A 15,527-nucleotide genomic window follows, 5' to 3' on the forward strand; every position below is an offset into this window, starting at 1 on the left:
ATATTGTGTTCTTGACGGAAGTTGTCAAGGCGCAATAGCGTCGCGCGCATGGGCGTCGGGCTGACGGCAGCGCAGGAGGAGTACGTCGCCCGGATCCGCCAGGTGGCCTCCGACCACCTGGCGGCGATCCCCCCCGTCCACGGCTCGGTGAACCGCCCGCTCGTCGCGGCGCTCGGCGAGCACGGACTGCTCCGGGGCCTCTTCGGCGGGGCACCCGACGAGCCCCTGGACCTGGCCTCGGGCGACGCCGCCGCCCTCCAGCTCTGCCTGCTGCGGGAGACCCTCGCCACCGTCACCACGGAGGCCGAGACCGCCCTCGCGCTGCAGGGGCTGGGCAGCTACCCGATCCTGCAGTCCGGCTCCCCGGCCGCCGTCGAGCGGTGGATCCCGGGCGTGGTCGACGGCAGCGTCGTCGCGGCCTTCGCGCTCTCCGAGCCTGACGCCGGCTCGGACGCCGCGGCCCTCTCCCTGCGGGCGACGCCGGACGGCGACGGCTGGAGGCTGCACGGCGAGAAGGCCTGGATCTCCAACGCGCCCGACGCCGACGTCTACTCCGTGTTCGCCCGCACCACCGACGGTGCCGGAGCCCGCGGTGTCACCGCCTTCGTCGTGCCCGGAGACGCCCCGGGGCTCGGTGGCGAGCGCCTCGACCTGCTGGCCCCGCACGCCATCGGGACCCTGGCCTTCGACGGGGTGCGGGTCACCGGGACCGACGTCCTCGGCGAGGTCGACCACGGGTTTGCGGTGGCGATGCGGACGCTCGACCTGTTCCGCCCCAGCGTCGGTGCCTTCGCGGTCGGCATGGCCCAGGCCGCACTCGACGCCGCGCTCGACTGGGCCCTGACCCGCGAGGTCTACGGCGACCTGCTGATCCGGCAGCAGTCCGTCGAGCACACCCTCGCCGAGATGGCGACCCGCACCGAGGCGGCCCGACTGCTCGTCCGGGCGGCCGCGGCGACGTACGACGTGGGCGCGCCGGCCAGTGAGGTCACGCAGAGCGCGGCGATGGCCAAGCTCTTCGCAACCGAGAACGCCCAGTGGGTGGTCGACCAGGCGGTCCAGCTGCACGGCGCGCGTGGCCTCCAGCAGGGCCACCTGCTCGAGCGGCTCTATCGTGAGGTGCGCGCCCCGCGGATCTACGAGGGGGCGTCCGAGGTGCAGCGCACGATCATCGGCCGCGGGCTGGTGCGTGCCCGGCAGAGCCGTCAGGGAGGCCACGCGTGAGCAGCCGCTACCGGGGCAGTGTCCCGATCACCGACGACTGGCAGCACTTCCGGTTCTCGGTCGAGGACCGCGTGGCCACGGTGACCCTCGACCGGCCCGAGAAGATGAACCCGCTGACCTTCGAGTCCTACGCCGACCTGCGCGACCTGCTGCACGAGCTTCCGCACCGCGGCGACACCGACGTCCTGGTGATCCGCGGCGAGGGCAAGGGCTTCTGCGGCGGCGGCGACGTCAACGAGATCATCGGCGAGCTCATCAAGATGGATCCGCGCGACCTGATCGGCTTCACCCGGATGACCGGCGACGTGATCAAGGCGATGCGCGAGTGCCCGGTGCCGATCGTCGCCGGGATCCAGGGCATCGCGGCCGGCGCCGGTTCGGTGATCGCCATCGCGAGCGACTTCCGGGTCTGCTCGACCTCGGCCCGGTTCGCCTTCCTGTTCACCAAGGTGGGGCTGTCCGGTGGCGACATGGGGGCGGCGTACCTCCTCCCCCGCCTCGTCGGAGCAGGCCGCGCCACCGAGCTGCTGATGCTCGGCGACACGATCGACGCGGCCACGGCCGACCGCTACGGACTGGTCTCCCAGCTGGTCGACGACGACGGGCTCGACGACGCCGTCTCCACGCTCGCCCGACGGCTGGCCGACGGACCGACGCTGGCCTACGCGCAGACCAAGTCACTGATCACCCGTGAGCTGGACATGCCGATCGGAGCGGCGATGGAGCTGGACGCGATGACGCAGGCGCTGCTGATGACCACCTCGGACCACGCGGAGTTCCACGCGGCGTTCAACCAGAAGCGCCCGCCGGAGTGGACGGGGCGATGAGCTCCGCCAAGCCACGCGTAGCCCTGGTCACCGGCGCCTCGCAGGGCATCGGGGCCGCCTGCGCCGCCGCGCTGTCCGCGGCCGGCTACCAGGTGGCCCTGGTCGCCCGCAGCGCCGAGGCACTCGACGAGGTGGCGGCCGGCCTCCCGGGCGAGGCCCTGGTCCTGCCGACCGACGTGCTCGACCCCGCGGCCCTGGAGGCGGCGTTCTCGACCGTCGAGTCGACGTGGGGCCCGGTCGAGGTGCTGGTGGCCAACGCGGGCGCGGCCGTGTCCGCCACCCTGGTGAAGACGTCCGACGAGGACTGGCAGCGGATGCTCGACCTCAACCTGACCGCGCCGTTCCGCTGCCTGCGCCGGGCGCTGCCCGCCATGACCTCGGGGGGGTGGGGGCGCGTCGTCGTCATCGCATCGGTGGCCGGCAAGCAGGGCAGCGCGCGCATCGCGGCGTACGCCGCCAGCAAGCACGGCGTGCTCGGCCTGGTGCGCAGCGCCGCGGCGGAGGTGGCCCGCACCGGGGTGACGGTGAACGCCGTGTGCCCGGGCTACGTCGACACCCCGATGACCGACACCTCGGTCGCCAACATCTCCGCCGGCACCGGACGGACCCCCGAGGAGGCGCGGGAGATCCTGGCCGGGATGCAGCCGATCGGGCGGTTGGTCACCCCGTCCGAGGTCGCCTCGGCGGTGATGCTGTGCGTGGAGAACGGCGCGATCAACGGTCAGGGCCTCAACGTCGACGGGGGTGCGGTGCAGTCGTGAAGCGGATCAACCCACCGTCCCTGGCCGCGCCCTCCGGCTTCTCCCACGCCGTGGTCGCCACCGGCACCACCGTGTTCCTGGCCGGGCAGACCGGGATGGACTCCTCCGGCGCGATCGTCCCCGGGGGTGTGGCGGCGCAGTTCGAGCAGGCACTGGCCAACCTGCTGGAGGCGCTGGCCGCGGCCGGCGGCTCCCCCGCCGACCTGGCGTCGCTGACGGTCTACATCGTCGACATGGACGACTACCGGGCCAACGCCCGCGAGATCGGCGGCGTCTGGAAGCGCCTGGTCGGTGCCGACTATCCCGCCATGGCGGGCATCGGGGTCTCCCGGCTGTGGGATGCGGAGGCCGTGGTCGAGGTGCAGGGGTTCGCCGTACTGCCGTGACCCGGACGCAGATCGTCCGCAATCGCCACTACCGTGCCCCGCATGGCCATCGCACGTTTTCCCAGCTTCGTCATCGACTGCCCCGACCCCGGCGCGCTCGCCACGTTCTACGGCGGACTGCTCGACTGGAAGGTCGACATCTCCCCGGACTGGGCCGAGATCCGGTCCGAGGACGGACAGTGCATCTGCTTCCAGCCGGTCGATGACTTCACCCCGCCGGACTGGCCGGGGCAGGGCGTCCCCCAGCAGATGCACCTCGACGTGATGGTCGAGGACCTGGACGCCGGGGAGAAGGCGGTGCTCGAGCTCGGCGCGACCCGGCACGACCACCAGCCGGGTACGACGTTCCGGGTGTTCCTCGACCCCGCGGGGCATCCGTTCTGCCTCTGCATCGAGTAGTTCTGCGGCGCTCCGCCTCCTGCTGCTCATAGGGTCGGGCCCCATGTCGGCGGTCCTGGTCACGATGGCGCTCCTCGTCGCCGTGGTGTCCGCACCGAGCATCGGCGCCATCACGGGGATGGGCCTGGCGGGCGGAGACGGCGAGCCGAAGAACGCCCTGTTCGGCATGCTCGGGGCGATCGTGGCCTACGGCTCGGTCTACAACGCCATCACCTGCTACACCGCCTACTTCGGCGGCGAGCCGGCCTGGCGGTGGTGGCTGATGTTGCTGCCACCGGTCGCGGGCCTCGTGGGTGTCCTCACCTACGGCGATGCACCCGGGGACGTCTCGGGCTCCGAACGCATCGTCGGGGTCGCCCTGCAGCTGGTGCTGGCCATCCCGGCGGCCCTCCTGCTCGCGAGCGACGCCGTGACCCTCTGACCGGGCAGCACGACGGAGGCGGTGCTGCCGTTCCGGCTCGTCCTGACGGGGACCTCAGCCGTCCAGCGCCGCCCGGAGCGCGCCCGCGAAGCCGTCCGGGTCACCCCGCTGGCCGAACTCCCCACCCAGGAAGCCGCCGTGGTGGCTGGGGAACACGGTCAGCTCGAGGCCCAGCCGCTCCGCGAGGGCCGCGGCCCCCCGGGCCGCCATCTCTCCTTCAGACTCCACGCCCGCGGCGATGACGACCCTGGTCGACGCGCTGCCCAGTGCGCCCAGGTCGGGCTCGTGCTGCGGGATCGTCCGGATGCTCTGCCCCAGCATCGGGTCGTCGCGCGATCCGTCGTCATCGGTCGGCAGCTCGAAGGCAGCGGGGTCAGGGTCAGGCTGGTCGGCGTACGTCGGCGGCAGCTCGCCCTTGTGCTGGACCAGCGCGATGAACTTCGCCATCGCCGGCCCCATCCCCGCGCTCGCGTAGGTGCCGTAGATGTCGGCGCAGGCGGCGAGGAGCGGGTCCCGGTCCGGCAGGACGGAGGCCAGCGGGGGCTCGTGCGCGACCAGGGTGGCGACCTGCTCGGGATGCCGGGCGACGAGGGCCAGGGCGTTGACCGCGCCGCCGCTGCTGCCGAACAGGTCCACCGGGCCGACCCCCAGGGCGTCGATGAGCCGGTGCAGGTCCCCGGCGTGGTCCTCCGGGGCCAGCGGCCGGTCGTCGGGGGCGCCGGAGCTGCGTCCGACCGGGCGCGGGTCGTAGGTCACGACCGGCCGGTCGGTGAAGTACGACGCGAGCGTCCCGAACCCGGTGGCGTCCATCGGATAGCCGGCCAGCACCAGAACCCGGTGTGGGCCGCCGGCGTCCAGGTCGCCGCGGACGTCGTACTGCACGGTCCCGCGGGGGACCTCCAGGCTGCGGGTCTCGGTCTCGGTCATCTCTGCATCCTCCCCGGTCGGTCCTCACGTGCTCATGCGGACCCGTGAGGGAGCCGGAACTCATCGGACTGCATCCGGTGACGTCGGTGCCGCCTCGAGGGCCAGGGCCGGGAGTACCGTCGATAGTCAGTACCCCTCTGCTCCGGGAGGGCGCGAGATGAGGCCGAAGGGCTCGCTGCAGGACACCCAGGCGTTCCTTCCCCTCGTGGTGCTCGGAGTGCTCGCGGGGATCGATGCGACCTTCCCACCGCAGACCCTGGTCAGCAGCTCGTACGGCGTCGCCGCACTCGTGGCCTGCGCCATCACCACGGTGCGCGTCACCGCGGTCTTCGCGGCAGCGTCGTCGACCCTGGCGGCGATGTCGGGCATCTGGAACGACAACTTCGGAAGCGTGGGCTGGTGGATCCACACGCTCATGACGGTCGGGATCGGGGCCCTGGCGGTCCTCCTGGCCCAGATCCGGATCCGCCGCGAGCAGGACCTGCAGCACATGACCACCATCGCCGTGGCCGCGCAACGCGCAGTCCTTCGGGTGATCCCGAGCTCGGTCGGCACGCTCAGCGTCGCCACCCGCTACGTCTCGGCGACGAAGGAAGCGCTGGTGGGCGGCGATCTCTACGAGGTTGTCCAGACTCCCGACGGCGTGCGGGTCATCGTGGGCGATGTCCGCGGGAAGGGGCTGGACGCCGTCCAGATGGCCGCGACGGTCCTCGCCGCCTTTCGCCGGGCCGCGGTCCTGGAGGTCTCCTTGAGCGCGATGGCCACCGACCTGGACAACGTGGTGACCGCGGTCGCCGGGGACGAGGACTTCGTCACCGCGGTGCTGGCCGAGTTCCACGACGACCACACGGTGACACTGGTGAACTGCGGACACCACCCGCCGCTGCTCCTGTCCAACGGTGACACCGGCAGGCTCGTCGACACCGGAGACCCACAGCCGCCGCTGGGACTGGGCCCCCACCCGGAACCGGTCACCTGCCACCTGCCCGAGGGGTCCCGGATGCTGTTCTACACCGACGGCCTGATCGAGGCCCGCAACCGGCAGGGGGCGTTCTTCCCGCTCGTCGACAGCGCCACCACCCTGGGCGCCGGGAGTCTCGACGACGCGCTCGACGGCCTGCTCGACGACGTGGTCCAGCACTCCGCGGACGAGATGGACGACGACATGGCCCTGGTCCTCGCGGAGCGCCGACCCGGCTAGGCCACGGCGGAGAGCCTCCTCCGGTCGCCGATCCTCAGAGGTACGGCCGCAGCGCCGCGACCGACTCGCTGGGGACCTTCACCGCGATCCCCTCACCGATCGCCCGCAGCCGCCACCCGTCCCCGTCGCGGAAGACCTTGGCCAGCACCAGGCCGGTCTCCGGCACCCCGCCGGTGAGGCGGAGGCGGGCCAGCTCGACGTCGTTCTCGTCGACCAGCCGGCAGTAGGCGTTGGCGATCCACTCGAGCGTGTGTCCCTGGTAGCTGCTCACGAAGAGGACGATGGCGTCGACCTTGCCGTAGACCTTCGTCAGGTCCACGGTGAGGACCTCGTCGTCGCCCTCGCCGCGCCCGGTGGTGTTGTCACCGAGATGGACGACGGATCCGTCGCGGGTCCGCAGGTTGTTGTAGAACGCGAGGTCGAAGAGCTGTCCTCCCGCGAACTGCACCGCCGACGCATCCAGGTCGATGTCGGGCGCACCCGAGCCGATGAAGCCGGCCGTCGGCACCTTGTCCCAGCCGACGCCGAGCTGCACCCGGGTCAACGGTGCTCCGTCCTGGGCGGTCAGCGCCAGCTCCTGCCCCCTGGTCAGCTCGATCACCGTCGGCCCTCCCGTCGCGTGGTGTGTCCCGAACCTACCCGGCACGCGTCGGGCAGAGCCTCCATCCACAGCATCCTCGAGTGCGAACCCCCAGGTGGTGCCGTACGCAGGTACTACCGGCGCCCCCGACCGAACATGCGGCGCAAGCGGTCGGCCATCGACCTCGGCGGCTTGATCTCGACCAGGTGTGACCCACCGGGCGAGGGAAGGTTCACTGCCTGCTCCGCGGAGAGTGTCGTGCGGACGTAGGTGGTGTGGATCGAGTCGACCTGGGGGGCGTCGACGAACCGTGTCCCTTCCGCCGTCTGGACGACGATGCCGTCGAACACCGAGACCTTCTCGTCGACGAGAACGGCCTGGACGGTGGCGAAGGGGTGGCCGTCGCTCGTCTGCACCGGTGTGCCCGGCTGGAGCGCGGTGTAGGCAATGGGGTGGTCATGCGCTTCCGGCATGCAGCAACCCTACGGCCGTCCTGAATGACGGGCGACGACGCTGCGCGCTCTCGTCTGGCGATGTGCGCGCACCGGATCCGTCAGCGTGGGCGCGTGGTGCGGCCGATCCGCAAGACTCCAGTTCGCCTGCATCCCTTGATGAAGCTGCTGCGGCAGGGCAAGCCTTGGCCCGAGCCCGGCTCAGGCGGCTCCGGCCACCAGGCTGGCCACGATCACCAGCGGCAGGGAGACGAGGGCCCCGAGCGAGGTCGCCACGGTCAGCGTCTTCAGGCTGCCCTTGGTGGAGAGGTCGAGCAGGGTGCTGAACATCCAGAAGAAGTTGCTGTTGACGTGGAGCGCGAACATGGCGCCCGATGCGATGGCCAGCGCAATGACGACGGGGTCGACCCCGAGCGAGCCGACGATCGGCGAGATGATCCCGGCGGCGGTGATGGCCCCGACCGACACCGAGCCGATCGCGAAGTGCAGCACGGCGGCGATGAGCCAGGCAAGCAGGATGCTGATGATGACCGGCGCGTTCTCGTCGGCGGCGAACAGGTCCTTGAGCGTCTCTTCCATGCCGCTCTCGGCGATGACGGCGCCCAGGGAGCCGCCGACGCCGGTGACGAGCAGGATCTCGCCCGTGGTGTGGAAGCCCGCCGTGAGCACTGTGCCGACTCCGTCGGCGCCCAGCGAGGGCCGGACCATGAGGAAGGCGATCAGCAGTCCGATGAACAGGGCGATGTTGGCGTCGCCGAGGAAGGTGAGCACGGGGTTCGAGACCTCCGCGACGCCGGCGATCGCACCAGCGGCGATGAGGACCAGTGGCACCAGGATCGGCAGCAGGCGCACCCACAGGGGAAGCCGCGCCGCCCTCTCGGCCTGGGGCACGTCCTCCGTCTCGGAGTGGGGGCGGCCCTCCTCGATGACCGCGCCCGGGTCGAAGTCGGTCTCTTCGTTCCAGAAGCCCCGTCCCAGCAGCAGCCGGAACAGGAAGGTGGTGATCAGTGCGGTTGTCAGCCCGATCGGCAGTCCGTAGAGCAGGTAGGTGCCCAGGGGCACCTCCATGAGCCCGGCGACCGCGACCGCTGCCAGGCCGGGCACGACGAAGACGTAGCCCGCGAAGATGCCGATGGCCATCGCTCCGGCGAGCCACGGCAGGCCGATGCGGCGGTCGACGGCCGGCGCCGACTCCTTGGCCATCGGCGCCGCCAGGACGACCTGCACGTCGACGTAGATGGACGGGAAGATCGTGGAGAGCGTGCCCGCCATCGCGTAGGGCAGCCGTCGACCGACACGGCTTGCCAGGATCGCCACCAGATCACTGAAGGTGCCCATCGCGTGCAGCAGCGCCCCGATCAGCACGCCGAACCCGATCAGCAGGCCGACCTCGGCCATGATCTCGCCGAACCCACCGGTGATCTGCGCAACGGTTCCCTCGGCGCCCAGGCCGGCAGCCAGCCCGAGGTACACGCAGGCCAGCACCAGCGAGATCACGGGGTCGACCCTGAACCTGATGATGAGCACGATCGCGCCCAGGATCGCGATGGCAGAGTGCAGGATCTCCATGGACGTCTCCGATCGGTGATGGCACCAGCGAAGCCACGCTACTGCCCTCAGGCGTGCAGGATGGCGTGCGCGTGCTCGTGCGCGCCCTCGCGCAGCCGGGAGTCCAGCGAGGTGAAGAGCTCGGCCGCCTCGACGCCCGGCCAGTCACGCGGCAGATGCTCCAGCGGCAGACCGGGGTCGAGGTACGGCAGCCGCCGCCACGCCGTCAGCATCGGGACGTACGCCGCGAACGCCGCGCCCGGCGACAACGCCGAACGGCGGCGGGCGACCGGCCGGTAGGCGCCGATGAACTCCGAGTAGAGCGCCGTCAGGGCGGGCAGGTCCCACCACTCCCCGACCCGGGCCGCCACCTCGCCTGCGCCGAGGTAGTCGCCGCGGAACAGCTCGGTGTACGCCGTCAGCCCGTCGCGGTCCAGGGCCTGCACCGTCTCGTCGTGCAGCGTGGCCGGGGCGACCCAGACCCCCGGGGCCGCGGTCCCGAAGCCCAGCCGCGAGAGCAGCGACCGCAGGGCGTGCCGGCGCTCGCGCTCCGACTCCGGCACCGAGAACACCAGCACCAGCCACCCGTCGGCCACGGTGGCCCGGGGGCGCGACCAGATCCGGTGGTCCCCCTCGCGCAGCATCTCGAGGGTGTCGGTCGAGAGCGCATACCCCGCCTGGGCGTCCCGGCGGGCGGCCTCGAGCACGCCGCGCCGCTTGAGTCGCGACACCGACGACCGGACGGCTGCGGAGTCGGTGCCGAGGTCGGCCATCAGCGCGATCAGCGACGCCACCGACAGCCAGTTGCCCTCCTCGCGCGCGTAGAGGCCGTAGAGCGACAGGATCAGCTGCCGCGGAGGCACGTCCACGGCGTCAGGAGTCCTGACGCAGCCGGAACCGCTGCAGCTTGCCGGTGGCCGTGCGCGGGAGCTCGTCGACGAACTCCAACACGCGGGGGTACTTGTACGGCGCGATCTCGGCCTTCACGTGGTCCTGCAGCGCGCGCGCCAGCCCCTCGGAACCCGGAGACCCGTCGGCGAGGACGACGTAGGCCTTGACGACCGAGCCCCGCGCCTCGTCGGGGACGCCGACCACCGCGCACTCCGCGACCTCGGGGTGCGTCAGCAGCGCCTCCTCGACCTCGGGAGCGGCGATGTTGTAGCCGGAGGAGATGATCATGTCGTCGCTGCGCGCGTGGTACCAGAAGTAGCCGTCGTCGTCGCGGCTGAAGGTGTCACCGGTGATGTTCCAGCTGTTCTTCACGTAGGCCTCTTGCCGTGGGTCGGAGAGGTAGCGGCACCCGGTCGGTCCCTTCACTGCCAGCCGTCCCGGCTCCCCGGGCGGGGCCTCGGCACCGTCGTCGTCGAGCACGGTGGCGGTGTAGCCGGGCACCGCACGGCCGGTCGAGCCCGGCCGGATGTCGTCGCCGGCGGCGGAGATGAAGATGTGCAGCATCTCGGTGGCCCCGATGCCGTCGATGATCCTCACCCCGGTCGCCTCGCGGAACGCCTGCCAGGTGGCAGCCGGCAGGTGCTCCCCCGCCGAGACGGCGGCCCGCAGCGAGGGCAGCGTGGCTCCCGCCGCGAGCATCGCCTTGTAGGCCGTCGGGGCGGTGAAGCAGGTCGTCACGCCGAACTCGTCGATGATCCGGGCCAGCTCGGCCGGCGTCGCCTTCTCGACCAGGACCGTCGACGCGCCGGCGTGGAGCGGGAACAGCAGCACCCCGCCCAGCCCGAAGGTGAAGGCGTACGGCGGCGTGCCGGTGAACACGTCGTCGGGCGAGGGCCGCAGCACGTGCCGGGAGAAGGTGTCGCAGATCGCGAGCACGTCGCGGTGGAAGTGCATGGTCGCCTTCGGCCGCCCCGTGGTGCCGGAGGTGAAGGCGAGCAGGGCCACGTCGTCGGACGAGGTCGCCACGTCGTCGTACGACGCCGGCTTGCCCTCGATCAGGGGAGCCAGCCCCGCCGGGCCCCCGAACGGCACCACCCGCACGCCCAGCTCACCGGACAGCCCTTCGGTGCCCGCCAGGAACCGCTCGTCGACCAGCGCCAGGTCGATCCGGGCGATCTCGTGGATGGTGGCAAGCTCACCGGGCCGCAGCAGCGGCATCGTGGTGACGGCGACGGCCCCGGTCTTCAGCACCGCGAACCAGCAGGCCGTGAGCCACTGGTTGTTGGGCCCGCGCAGCAGCACCCGGTTGCCGGGCACGATGCCGAGGTCCTCGACCAGCGCGTGGGCGATCCGGTTCGCGGTGGCCAGCAGGTCGTCGTAGGACCAGGTGTCGGCGCCCGGCGCGTGGAGGCAGGCCCGGTCGCCGCCGTGCTCGTCGATCACGTCGTCGAGGAGCGCCGTCGCACAGTTGAGCCGGTCGGGGTACGCGAGCTCGGGAAGGTCGAACCTCAGCTCCGGCCACTGGTCGTCGGGCGGCAGGTGGTCGCGGCAGAAGGTGTCGACGTGGGCGGACGGCAGCAGGTCCATCCCGGCAAGGTATTGACGATCTCCAACGACCGTCAAGAGCACGACATATCGCTCGGGCGCCCGGGTCCGAAGGTCACTTCACAAACCGTGCGGGAAGGAGGAATCTGGAGGTGGGGCCGCGGCTTCGGGGCCCCTGCCGAGGAGGTGTCCCGTGACCGCGACCATCACGACCTTCGAAGCCCGCATGGCTCCCTGCGGCAGACATCTCCCGGGCGAGCAGTTCGTCAGCGAGGACCTCCAGGGCCTGGTGACCGAGGACCTGCGCTTCGAGTGCGGGTGCCAGACCCACCGGGAGGAGTACCACGACGGCAGCGTCCACCACCTGGTCGTGAACCATCACGGCAAGGTGATGGTGGACGAGGAGTTCCGGGGTGAGTGATCCCCCGACAGCCGGCACGCACGACGTACTGCTGGTGGGTGGGGGTGCTGCCGGACTGCGCGCCGCCATCGCCGTGGCGGAGAGCCGTCCCGACCTGGACGTGGCCGTGGTGTCCAAGGTCTACCCGATGCGCAGCCACACCGTCTCGGCGGAGGGCGGTGCGGCCGGCGTCATCGCCGAGGGCGACACGGTCGAGGAGCACATCCACGACACCGTCTCCGGCAGCGACTGGCTCGGCGACCAGGACGCGATCGAGGCGTTCGTCCACGAGGCTCCGCGCGAGCTGCTCCGGCTCGAGCACTGGGGCTGCCCCTGGAGCCGGCGGCCCGACGGCCACGTCGCGGTTCGCGCGTTCGGGGGGATGAGGAAGAAGCGCACCTGGTTCGCCGCGGACAAGACCGGGTTCCACATGCTGCACGCGCTGTTCCAGACCTCCCTCAAGTTCGGCGGGGTCCGGCGCTACGACGAGTGGTTCGTGACCCGCCTGCTGGTCGACGACGGCCGGGTGCAGGGCGTGGTGGCGGTCGAGCTGCGCAGCGGGCGGGTCGAGGCGATCGCCGCGAAGGCGGTGATCCTCGCGACCGGCGGCTGCGGCAAGGTCTTCCCGTTCACGACCAACGCCAACATCAACACCGGCGACGGCATGGCGCTGGCCTACCGGGCGGGCGCTCCACTCAAGGACATGGAGTTCGTGCAGTACCACCCGACCGGGCTGCCGTTCACCGGCATCCTGATCACCGAGGCCACCCGCGCCGAGGGCGCGTGGCTGCTCAACAAGGACGGCTACCGCTATCTGCAGGACTACGACCTCGGTCGGCCGACCCCCACCCCCGAGCTGCGCAGCATGGAGCTCGGCCCCCGCGACCGGCTCTCCCAGGCGTTCGTCCACGAGCAGGGGAAGGGCCGCACCGTCGACTCGCCGTGGGGCGACGTCGTCCACCTCGACCTGCGCCACCTCGGGGCGAAGCTGATCGACACCAAGCTGCCGTTCGTGCGCGAGCTGTGCCTGAAGTACGAGCGCATCGACCCGGTCACCGACCTGATCCCGGTGCGCCCCGTCGTCCACTACATGATGGGTGGGGTCTCGACCGACGGCGACGGCGCGACCCCGCTCGCCGGCCTCTTCGCGGCCGGCGAGACCGCCTGCGTGAGCATCAACGGCGCCAACCGGCTCGGCTCCAACTCGCTGCCGGAGTGCCTGGTCTTCGGCGCCCGGGCGGGCGCCGCCGCCGCGGAGTACGCCGGCTCGGCCGCTCCGCCGACCGCGACGATCGCGGCCCAGCTGGCCGACGAGGTACGCCGGCTCGAGCGCGTGCTGGGTCAGGCGCCGCGCGACGACTCGGTGGCCTCGATCCGCACCGAGATGCAGGAGACGATGGAGGAGGCCGCCGGGATCTACCGCACGGGAGAGGCGCTGACGAAGGGTCTGGCCCACCTGGGGGAGCTCCAGGACCGGCTGCCCCGGGTGGGCGTGCGCGACACCAGCCGGACCTGGAACACCGAGCTGATCGGAGCCCTCGAGGCGGCCAACATGCTCGACATCGCCGAGTGCATGCTGGCCTCGGCGCTGCAGCGCGAGGAGTCGCGCGGGGCTCACCAACGCACCGACTTCCCCGCCCGCGACGACGAGCGGTTCCTGGTCCACCAGCTCAACCGCCGCGACGCCGACGGCACGCCGCGGGTCGATCGTGTACCGGTGACCATCACCCGGTGGCCCCCGGGCGAGCGGGTCTACGGGAGGTGACGCATGGACGAACGGATCACCCTGCGGGTCACCCGCTACCGGCCGGACAAGGACCGGGAACCGTCCTGGCAGGACTACGACGTACCCCTGCGTCAGGAGTGGACCGTCCTCGACGCGCTCAACCACGTCAAGAGCGACATCGACACCACCCTGGCGTTCCGCTGGTCGTGCCGGATGGGCATCTGTGGCAGCTGCGGGATGAACGTCGAGGGAGAGCCCCGGCTCGCCTGCGCGGCCTTCCTCTCCGACTACGCCCCCGGCCCCGTGCGCGTGGAGCCGCTCGGCAACTTCCCGGTCGCGCGTGACCTCGTCGTCGACATCGAGGACTTCATGGCCAAGCTCCCCCGCGTGAAGCCGTGGATCATCCGCGACGAGGAGCGACCGATCGACGACGGCGAGTACCTCCAGACACCGGAGGAGCTCGATGCCTACCAGCAGTTCAGCATGTGCATCAACTGCATGCTGTGCTACGCCGCCTGCCCGGTCTACGGCCTCGACCCCGACTTCGTCGGACCGGCCGCGATCGCCCTGGCCGAGCGCTATGACCTCGACTCGCGGGACCAGGGTGCCCGCGAGCGGCTCGACGTGCTGATCGAGCACGAGGGTGTCTACGGCTGCACCTTCGTCGGCGAGTGCACGCGGGTCTGCCCCAAGCACGTCGACCCCGCCGGCGCCATCCAGCGCTACAAGCTCAAGGCCGCGCAGGAGTCGGTCAAGGCGTTCCTGCTCCCGCGGGGCCTCCGCCCGAAGGCGAGGAGGCCATGAGCGACGACCTGCTCTACCGCCGGCCGGTCTCGGTGTGGTGGTGGACGCGCAAGCGCACCTACTTCCTGTTCGTCATGCGCGAGCTGAGCAGCCTCTTCATCGCCTGGCTGGTGTTCTTCCTGCTGCTCCTCATCCGGGCGGTCGCCCACGGCGAGGCGGCGTACGCCGAGTTCCTCGAGCGGGCGGCCTCCCCCTGGCTGGTGGCGCTCAACCTGGTCGCCTTCGGGTTCCTGCTCCTGCACGCGGTCACGTGGTTCTCCCTGACCCCGAAGGCGATGGTCCTCAGCGTCCGCGGGCGACGGGTGCCTCCGGCAGCGATCCTCGGTGCGCAGTACGCCGGCCTGGCCGTGGTGTCGGCCTTCGTGCTCTGGCTGGTGACCCGATGAGCACCCGCCGGTTGAGGTTCCACGCCGAGCCCTTCGTCTGGCTCGCGTTCAGCGGTGGCGGCGTGCTGGCCGCGGTCCTCCTGCCGGTGCTGGCCTTCCTGTTCGCGCTCGCGTTCCCGCTCGGGTGGATCGAGCCGCCCAGCCACGACCGGATCGCGGCCGTGGTCGGCCACCCGCTGACGTTCCTGGTGCTGCTCGGCGCCTTCCCGGTGATCCTGGTGCACGCCGCCCACCGGTTCCGCTACACGCTCTACGACGGGCTGCAGGTCAAGCACCAGGGCCTCGTGGCCGTGCTCTGCTACGGCGGCGCGCTGGCCGGCAGCTTCGCCACCCTGGTGTATCTCGGCAACGCCCTGACCGGCTGACCTGGGGGGCACTGGTTCGTCTGCATCCCTTGATGAAACGTCACTTCCCCATGTGAGTTCGCCGAGGGAAGTGCCGGTTCGTCTGCATACCTTGATGAAGCTGCGGTGGTTGGTGGCACCCGCTGGCTCCGGCCGCATGACGTCCGGCAGGGTGGTCCCATGGAGCACATCGAGATCGCCCGCGCCGAGTCCGAGCGCGGCGAGCTGGTGCTGCGGGAGCGGCACGAGAACGGCGCCCCGGTCGTGCTGGAGCTGCGCGCCAACGGCGTGTTCGTGATGGACACCCACGAGACCCGCAGCGAGCAGGCCCTCGCCGAGGCCGCACTCCAGCTGGTGGCGGAGCCGCGCGACGTGCTGGTCGGAGGACTGGGGCTGGGCTACACGATGCACCAGGTGCTGGCCGACCAGCGGGTCGAGCGCTGCTCGGTGGTCGAGATCGAGCCCGCCCTGGTGGAGTGGATGCGCGACGGGACCATCCCGCACGGGCCGGCGATGCTGGCCGACCAGCGCGCCAACCCGGTCGTGGCCGACATCGGCCCCGCCCTCGGCGAGGTGTCCGACGCGTCGTACGACCTGGTGCTGCTCGACGTCGACAACGGTCCGGGCCACCTGGTGCACGAGCACAACGCCGCGCTCTACGAGCCGGAGTTCCTGACCGGCGTCCGGCGGATCCTGCGTCCCGGG

At 71.4% G+C, this 15,527-nt stretch carries 19 protein-coding genes; 13 read left to right on the plus strand and 6 right to left on the minus strand.

Features of this window, described 5'->3' with window-relative positions; genetic code table 11:
- Positions 1 to 48: 48 nt before the first annotated feature.
- Genes VFN12_RS02865 through VFN12_RS02890 form a run of 6 tightly spaced genes read left to right on the plus strand, consistent with a single transcriptional unit; the run spans position 49 to position 4,018 of the window.
- Positions 49 to 1,224 carry an acyl-CoA dehydrogenase family protein gene (locus tag VFN12_RS02865; protein WP_325117063.1) on the plus strand — a complete coding sequence of 392 codons (1,176 nt, stop codon included), beginning with the start codon at positions 49 to 51 and terminating at the stop codon, positions 1,222 to 1,224.
- On the plus strand, positions 1,221 to 2,051 hold the full coding sequence (locus VFN12_RS02870; protein ID WP_325117064.1) for an enoyl-CoA hydratase family protein: 831 nt from the start codon (positions 1,221 to 1,223) through the stop codon (positions 2,049 to 2,051). Before VFN12_RS02865 ends, VFN12_RS02870 begins: the two co-directional genes overlap by 4 nt.
- Positions 2,048 to 2,812: an SDR family NAD(P)-dependent oxidoreductase gene (locus VFN12_RS02875; RefSeq protein ID WP_325117065.1), complete on the plus strand. Its 765-nt coding sequence runs from the start codon at positions 2,048 to 2,050 to the stop codon at positions 2,810 to 2,812. The genes VFN12_RS02870 and VFN12_RS02875 overlap by 4 nt, the downstream gene beginning before the upstream one ends.
- Positions 2,809 to 3,198 (plus strand): RidA family protein, encoded by a 390-nt coding sequence (locus VFN12_RS02880; RefSeq protein ID WP_325117066.1) that lies wholly within the window; start codon positions 2,809 to 2,811, stop codon positions 3,196 to 3,198. Before VFN12_RS02875 ends, VFN12_RS02880 begins: the two co-directional genes overlap by 4 nt.
- 42 nt (positions 3,199 to 3,240) lie before the next feature.
- Positions 3,241 to 3,597 (plus strand): VOC family protein, encoded by a 357-nt coding sequence (locus tag VFN12_RS02885; protein WP_325117067.1) that lies wholly within the window; start codon positions 3,241 to 3,243, stop codon positions 3,595 to 3,597.
- A gap of 43 nt (positions 3,598 to 3,640) precedes the next feature.
- Entirely contained in the window at positions 3,641 to 4,018 is a 378-nt protein-coding gene (locus VFN12_RS02890; protein ID WP_325117069.1) for a hypothetical protein, read from the plus strand.
- Positions 4,019 to 4,072: 54 nt separating this feature from the next.
- Here VFN12_RS02890 and VFN12_RS02895 read toward each other — a convergent pair whose 3' ends face one another.
- Complete coding sequence (locus VFN12_RS02895) at positions 4,073 to 4,945, minus strand: alpha/beta hydrolase (protein ID WP_325117071.1); 873 nt, start codon at positions 4,943 to 4,945, stop codon at positions 4,073 to 4,075.
- 157 nt (positions 4,946 to 5,102) lie between these two features.
- On the opposite strand from VFN12_RS02895, the gene VFN12_RS02900 reads away from it, so the two are divergent.
- Positions 5,103 to 6,146, plus strand: coding sequence for a PP2C family protein-serine/threonine phosphatase (locus VFN12_RS02900; RefSeq protein ID WP_325117072.1), 1,044 nt, complete (start codon positions 5,103 to 5,105; stop codon positions 6,144 to 6,146).
- Between the two features lie 34 nt (positions 6,147 to 6,180).
- Here VFN12_RS02900 and VFN12_RS02905 read toward each other — a convergent pair whose 3' ends face one another.
- From VFN12_RS02905 to VFN12_RS02925, 5 genes are all read right to left on the minus strand, one after another.
- A complete protein-coding gene (locus VFN12_RS02905) occupies positions 6,181 to 6,747 on the minus strand; it encodes a TerD family protein (RefSeq protein ID WP_325117073.1) in 567 nt (188 codons plus the stop codon).
- A gap of 113 nt (positions 6,748 to 6,860) precedes the next feature.
- The gene (locus tag VFN12_RS02910; RefSeq protein ID WP_325117074.1) at positions 6,861 to 7,199 is read right to left on the minus strand and encodes a hypothetical protein; all 339 of its coding nucleotides are present in this window, start codon (positions 7,197 to 7,199) and stop codon (positions 6,861 to 6,863) included.
- 180 nt (positions 7,200 to 7,379) lie between these two features.
- Entirely contained in the window at positions 7,380 to 8,747 is a 1,368-nt protein-coding gene (locus tag VFN12_RS02915; protein ID WP_325117075.1) for an SLC13 family permease, read from the minus strand.
- 47 nt (positions 8,748 to 8,794) lie between these two features.
- The gene (locus tag VFN12_RS02920; RefSeq protein WP_325117076.1) at positions 8,795 to 9,589 is read right to left on the minus strand and encodes a PaaX family transcriptional regulator C-terminal domain-containing protein; all 795 of its coding nucleotides are present in this window, start codon (positions 9,587 to 9,589) and stop codon (positions 8,795 to 8,797) included.
- A gap of 10 nt (positions 9,590 to 9,599) precedes the next feature.
- Complete coding sequence (locus VFN12_RS02925; RefSeq protein WP_325117077.1) at positions 9,600 to 11,204, minus strand: AMP-binding protein; 1,605 nt, start codon at positions 11,202 to 11,204, stop codon at positions 9,600 to 9,602.
- A gap of 151 nt (positions 11,205 to 11,355) precedes the next feature.
- On the opposite strand from VFN12_RS02925, the gene VFN12_RS02930 reads away from it, so the two are divergent.
- The 6 genes from VFN12_RS02930 to VFN12_RS02955 form a co-directional block, all read left to right on the plus strand.
- Positions 11,356 to 11,583: a hypothetical protein gene (locus tag VFN12_RS02930; protein ID WP_325117078.1), complete on the plus strand. Its 228-nt coding sequence runs from the start codon at positions 11,356 to 11,358 to the stop codon at positions 11,581 to 11,583.
- Positions 11,576 to 13,327: a fumarate reductase (quinol) flavoprotein subunit gene (frdA, locus tag VFN12_RS02935; protein WP_325117080.1), complete on the plus strand. Its 1,752-nt coding sequence runs from the start codon at positions 11,576 to 11,578 to the stop codon at positions 13,325 to 13,327. Before VFN12_RS02930 ends, frdA begins: the two co-directional genes overlap by 8 nt.
- A gap of 3 nt (positions 13,328 to 13,330) precedes the next feature.
- A complete protein-coding gene (locus tag VFN12_RS02940) occupies positions 13,331 to 14,092 on the plus strand; it encodes a succinate dehydrogenase/fumarate reductase iron-sulfur subunit (RefSeq protein WP_325117081.1) in 762 nt (253 codons plus the stop codon).
- Positions 14,089 to 14,478, plus strand: coding sequence for a fumarate reductase subunit C (locus tag VFN12_RS02945; RefSeq protein WP_325117082.1), 390 nt, complete (start codon positions 14,089 to 14,091; stop codon positions 14,476 to 14,478). The genes VFN12_RS02940 and VFN12_RS02945 overlap by 4 nt, the downstream gene beginning before the upstream one ends.
- Entirely contained in the window at positions 14,475 to 14,843 is a 369-nt protein-coding gene (locus VFN12_RS02950) for a fumarate reductase subunit D (RefSeq protein WP_325117083.1), read from the plus strand. The genes VFN12_RS02945 and VFN12_RS02950 overlap by 4 nt, the downstream gene beginning before the upstream one ends.
- Before the next feature lie 159 nt (positions 14,844 to 15,002).
- On the plus strand, positions 15,003 to 15,527 hold a 525-nt coding region (locus VFN12_RS02955), incomplete at its 3' end, for a hypothetical protein (protein WP_325117084.1).

This window comes from Nocardioides sp. (genome assembly GCF_035703625.1).
GTDB lineage: Bacteria > Actinomycetota > Actinomycetes > Propionibacteriales > Nocardioidaceae > Nocardioides.

Bases quoted from the DNA above. Each gene is read 5' to 3' on its own strand.
- VFN12_RS02915 (WP_325117075.1), bottom strand. From the start codon at position 8,747: ATGGAGATCCTGCACTCTGCCATCGCGATCCTGGGCGCGATCGTGCTC.
- VFN12_RS02925 (WP_325117077.1), bottom strand. From the start codon at position 11,204: ATGGACCTGCTGCCGTCCGCCCACGTCGACACCTTCTGCCGCGACCAC.
- VFN12_RS02865 (WP_325117063.1), top strand. From the start codon at position 49: ATGGGCGTCGGGCTGACGGCAGCGCAGGAGGAGTACGTCGCCCGGATC.
- VFN12_RS02940 (WP_325117081.1), top strand. From the start codon at position 13,331: ATGGACGAACGGATCACCCTGCGGGTCACCCGCTACCGGCCGGACAAG.
- VFN12_RS02900 (WP_325117072.1), top strand. From the start codon at position 5,103: ATGAGGCCGAAGGGCTCGCTGCAGGACACCCAGGCGTTCCTTCCCCTC.
- VFN12_RS02890 (WP_325117069.1), top strand. From the start codon at position 3,641: ATGTCGGCGGTCCTGGTCACGATGGCGCTCCTCGTCGCCGTGGTGTCC.
- VFN12_RS02885 (WP_325117067.1), top strand. From the start codon at position 3,241: ATGGCCATCGCACGTTTTCCCAGCTTCGTCATCGACTGCCCCGACCCC.
- VFN12_RS02910 (WP_325117074.1), bottom strand. From the start codon at position 7,199: ATGCCGGAAGCGCATGACCACCCCATTGCCTACACCGCGCTCCAGCCG.
- VFN12_RS02875 (WP_325117065.1), top strand. From the start codon at position 2,048: ATGAGCTCCGCCAAGCCACGCGTAGCCCTGGTCACCGGCGCCTCGCAG.
- VFN12_RS02945 (WP_325117082.1), top strand. From the start codon at position 14,089: ATGAGCGACGACCTGCTCTACCGCCGGCCGGTCTCGGTGTGGTGGTGG.
- VFN12_RS02950 (WP_325117083.1), top strand. From the start codon at position 14,475: ATGAGCACCCGCCGGTTGAGGTTCCACGCCGAGCCCTTCGTCTGGCTC.
- VFN12_RS02895 (WP_325117071.1), bottom strand. From the start codon at position 4,945: ATGACCGAGACCGAGACCCGCAGCCTGGAGGTCCCCCGCGGGACCGTG.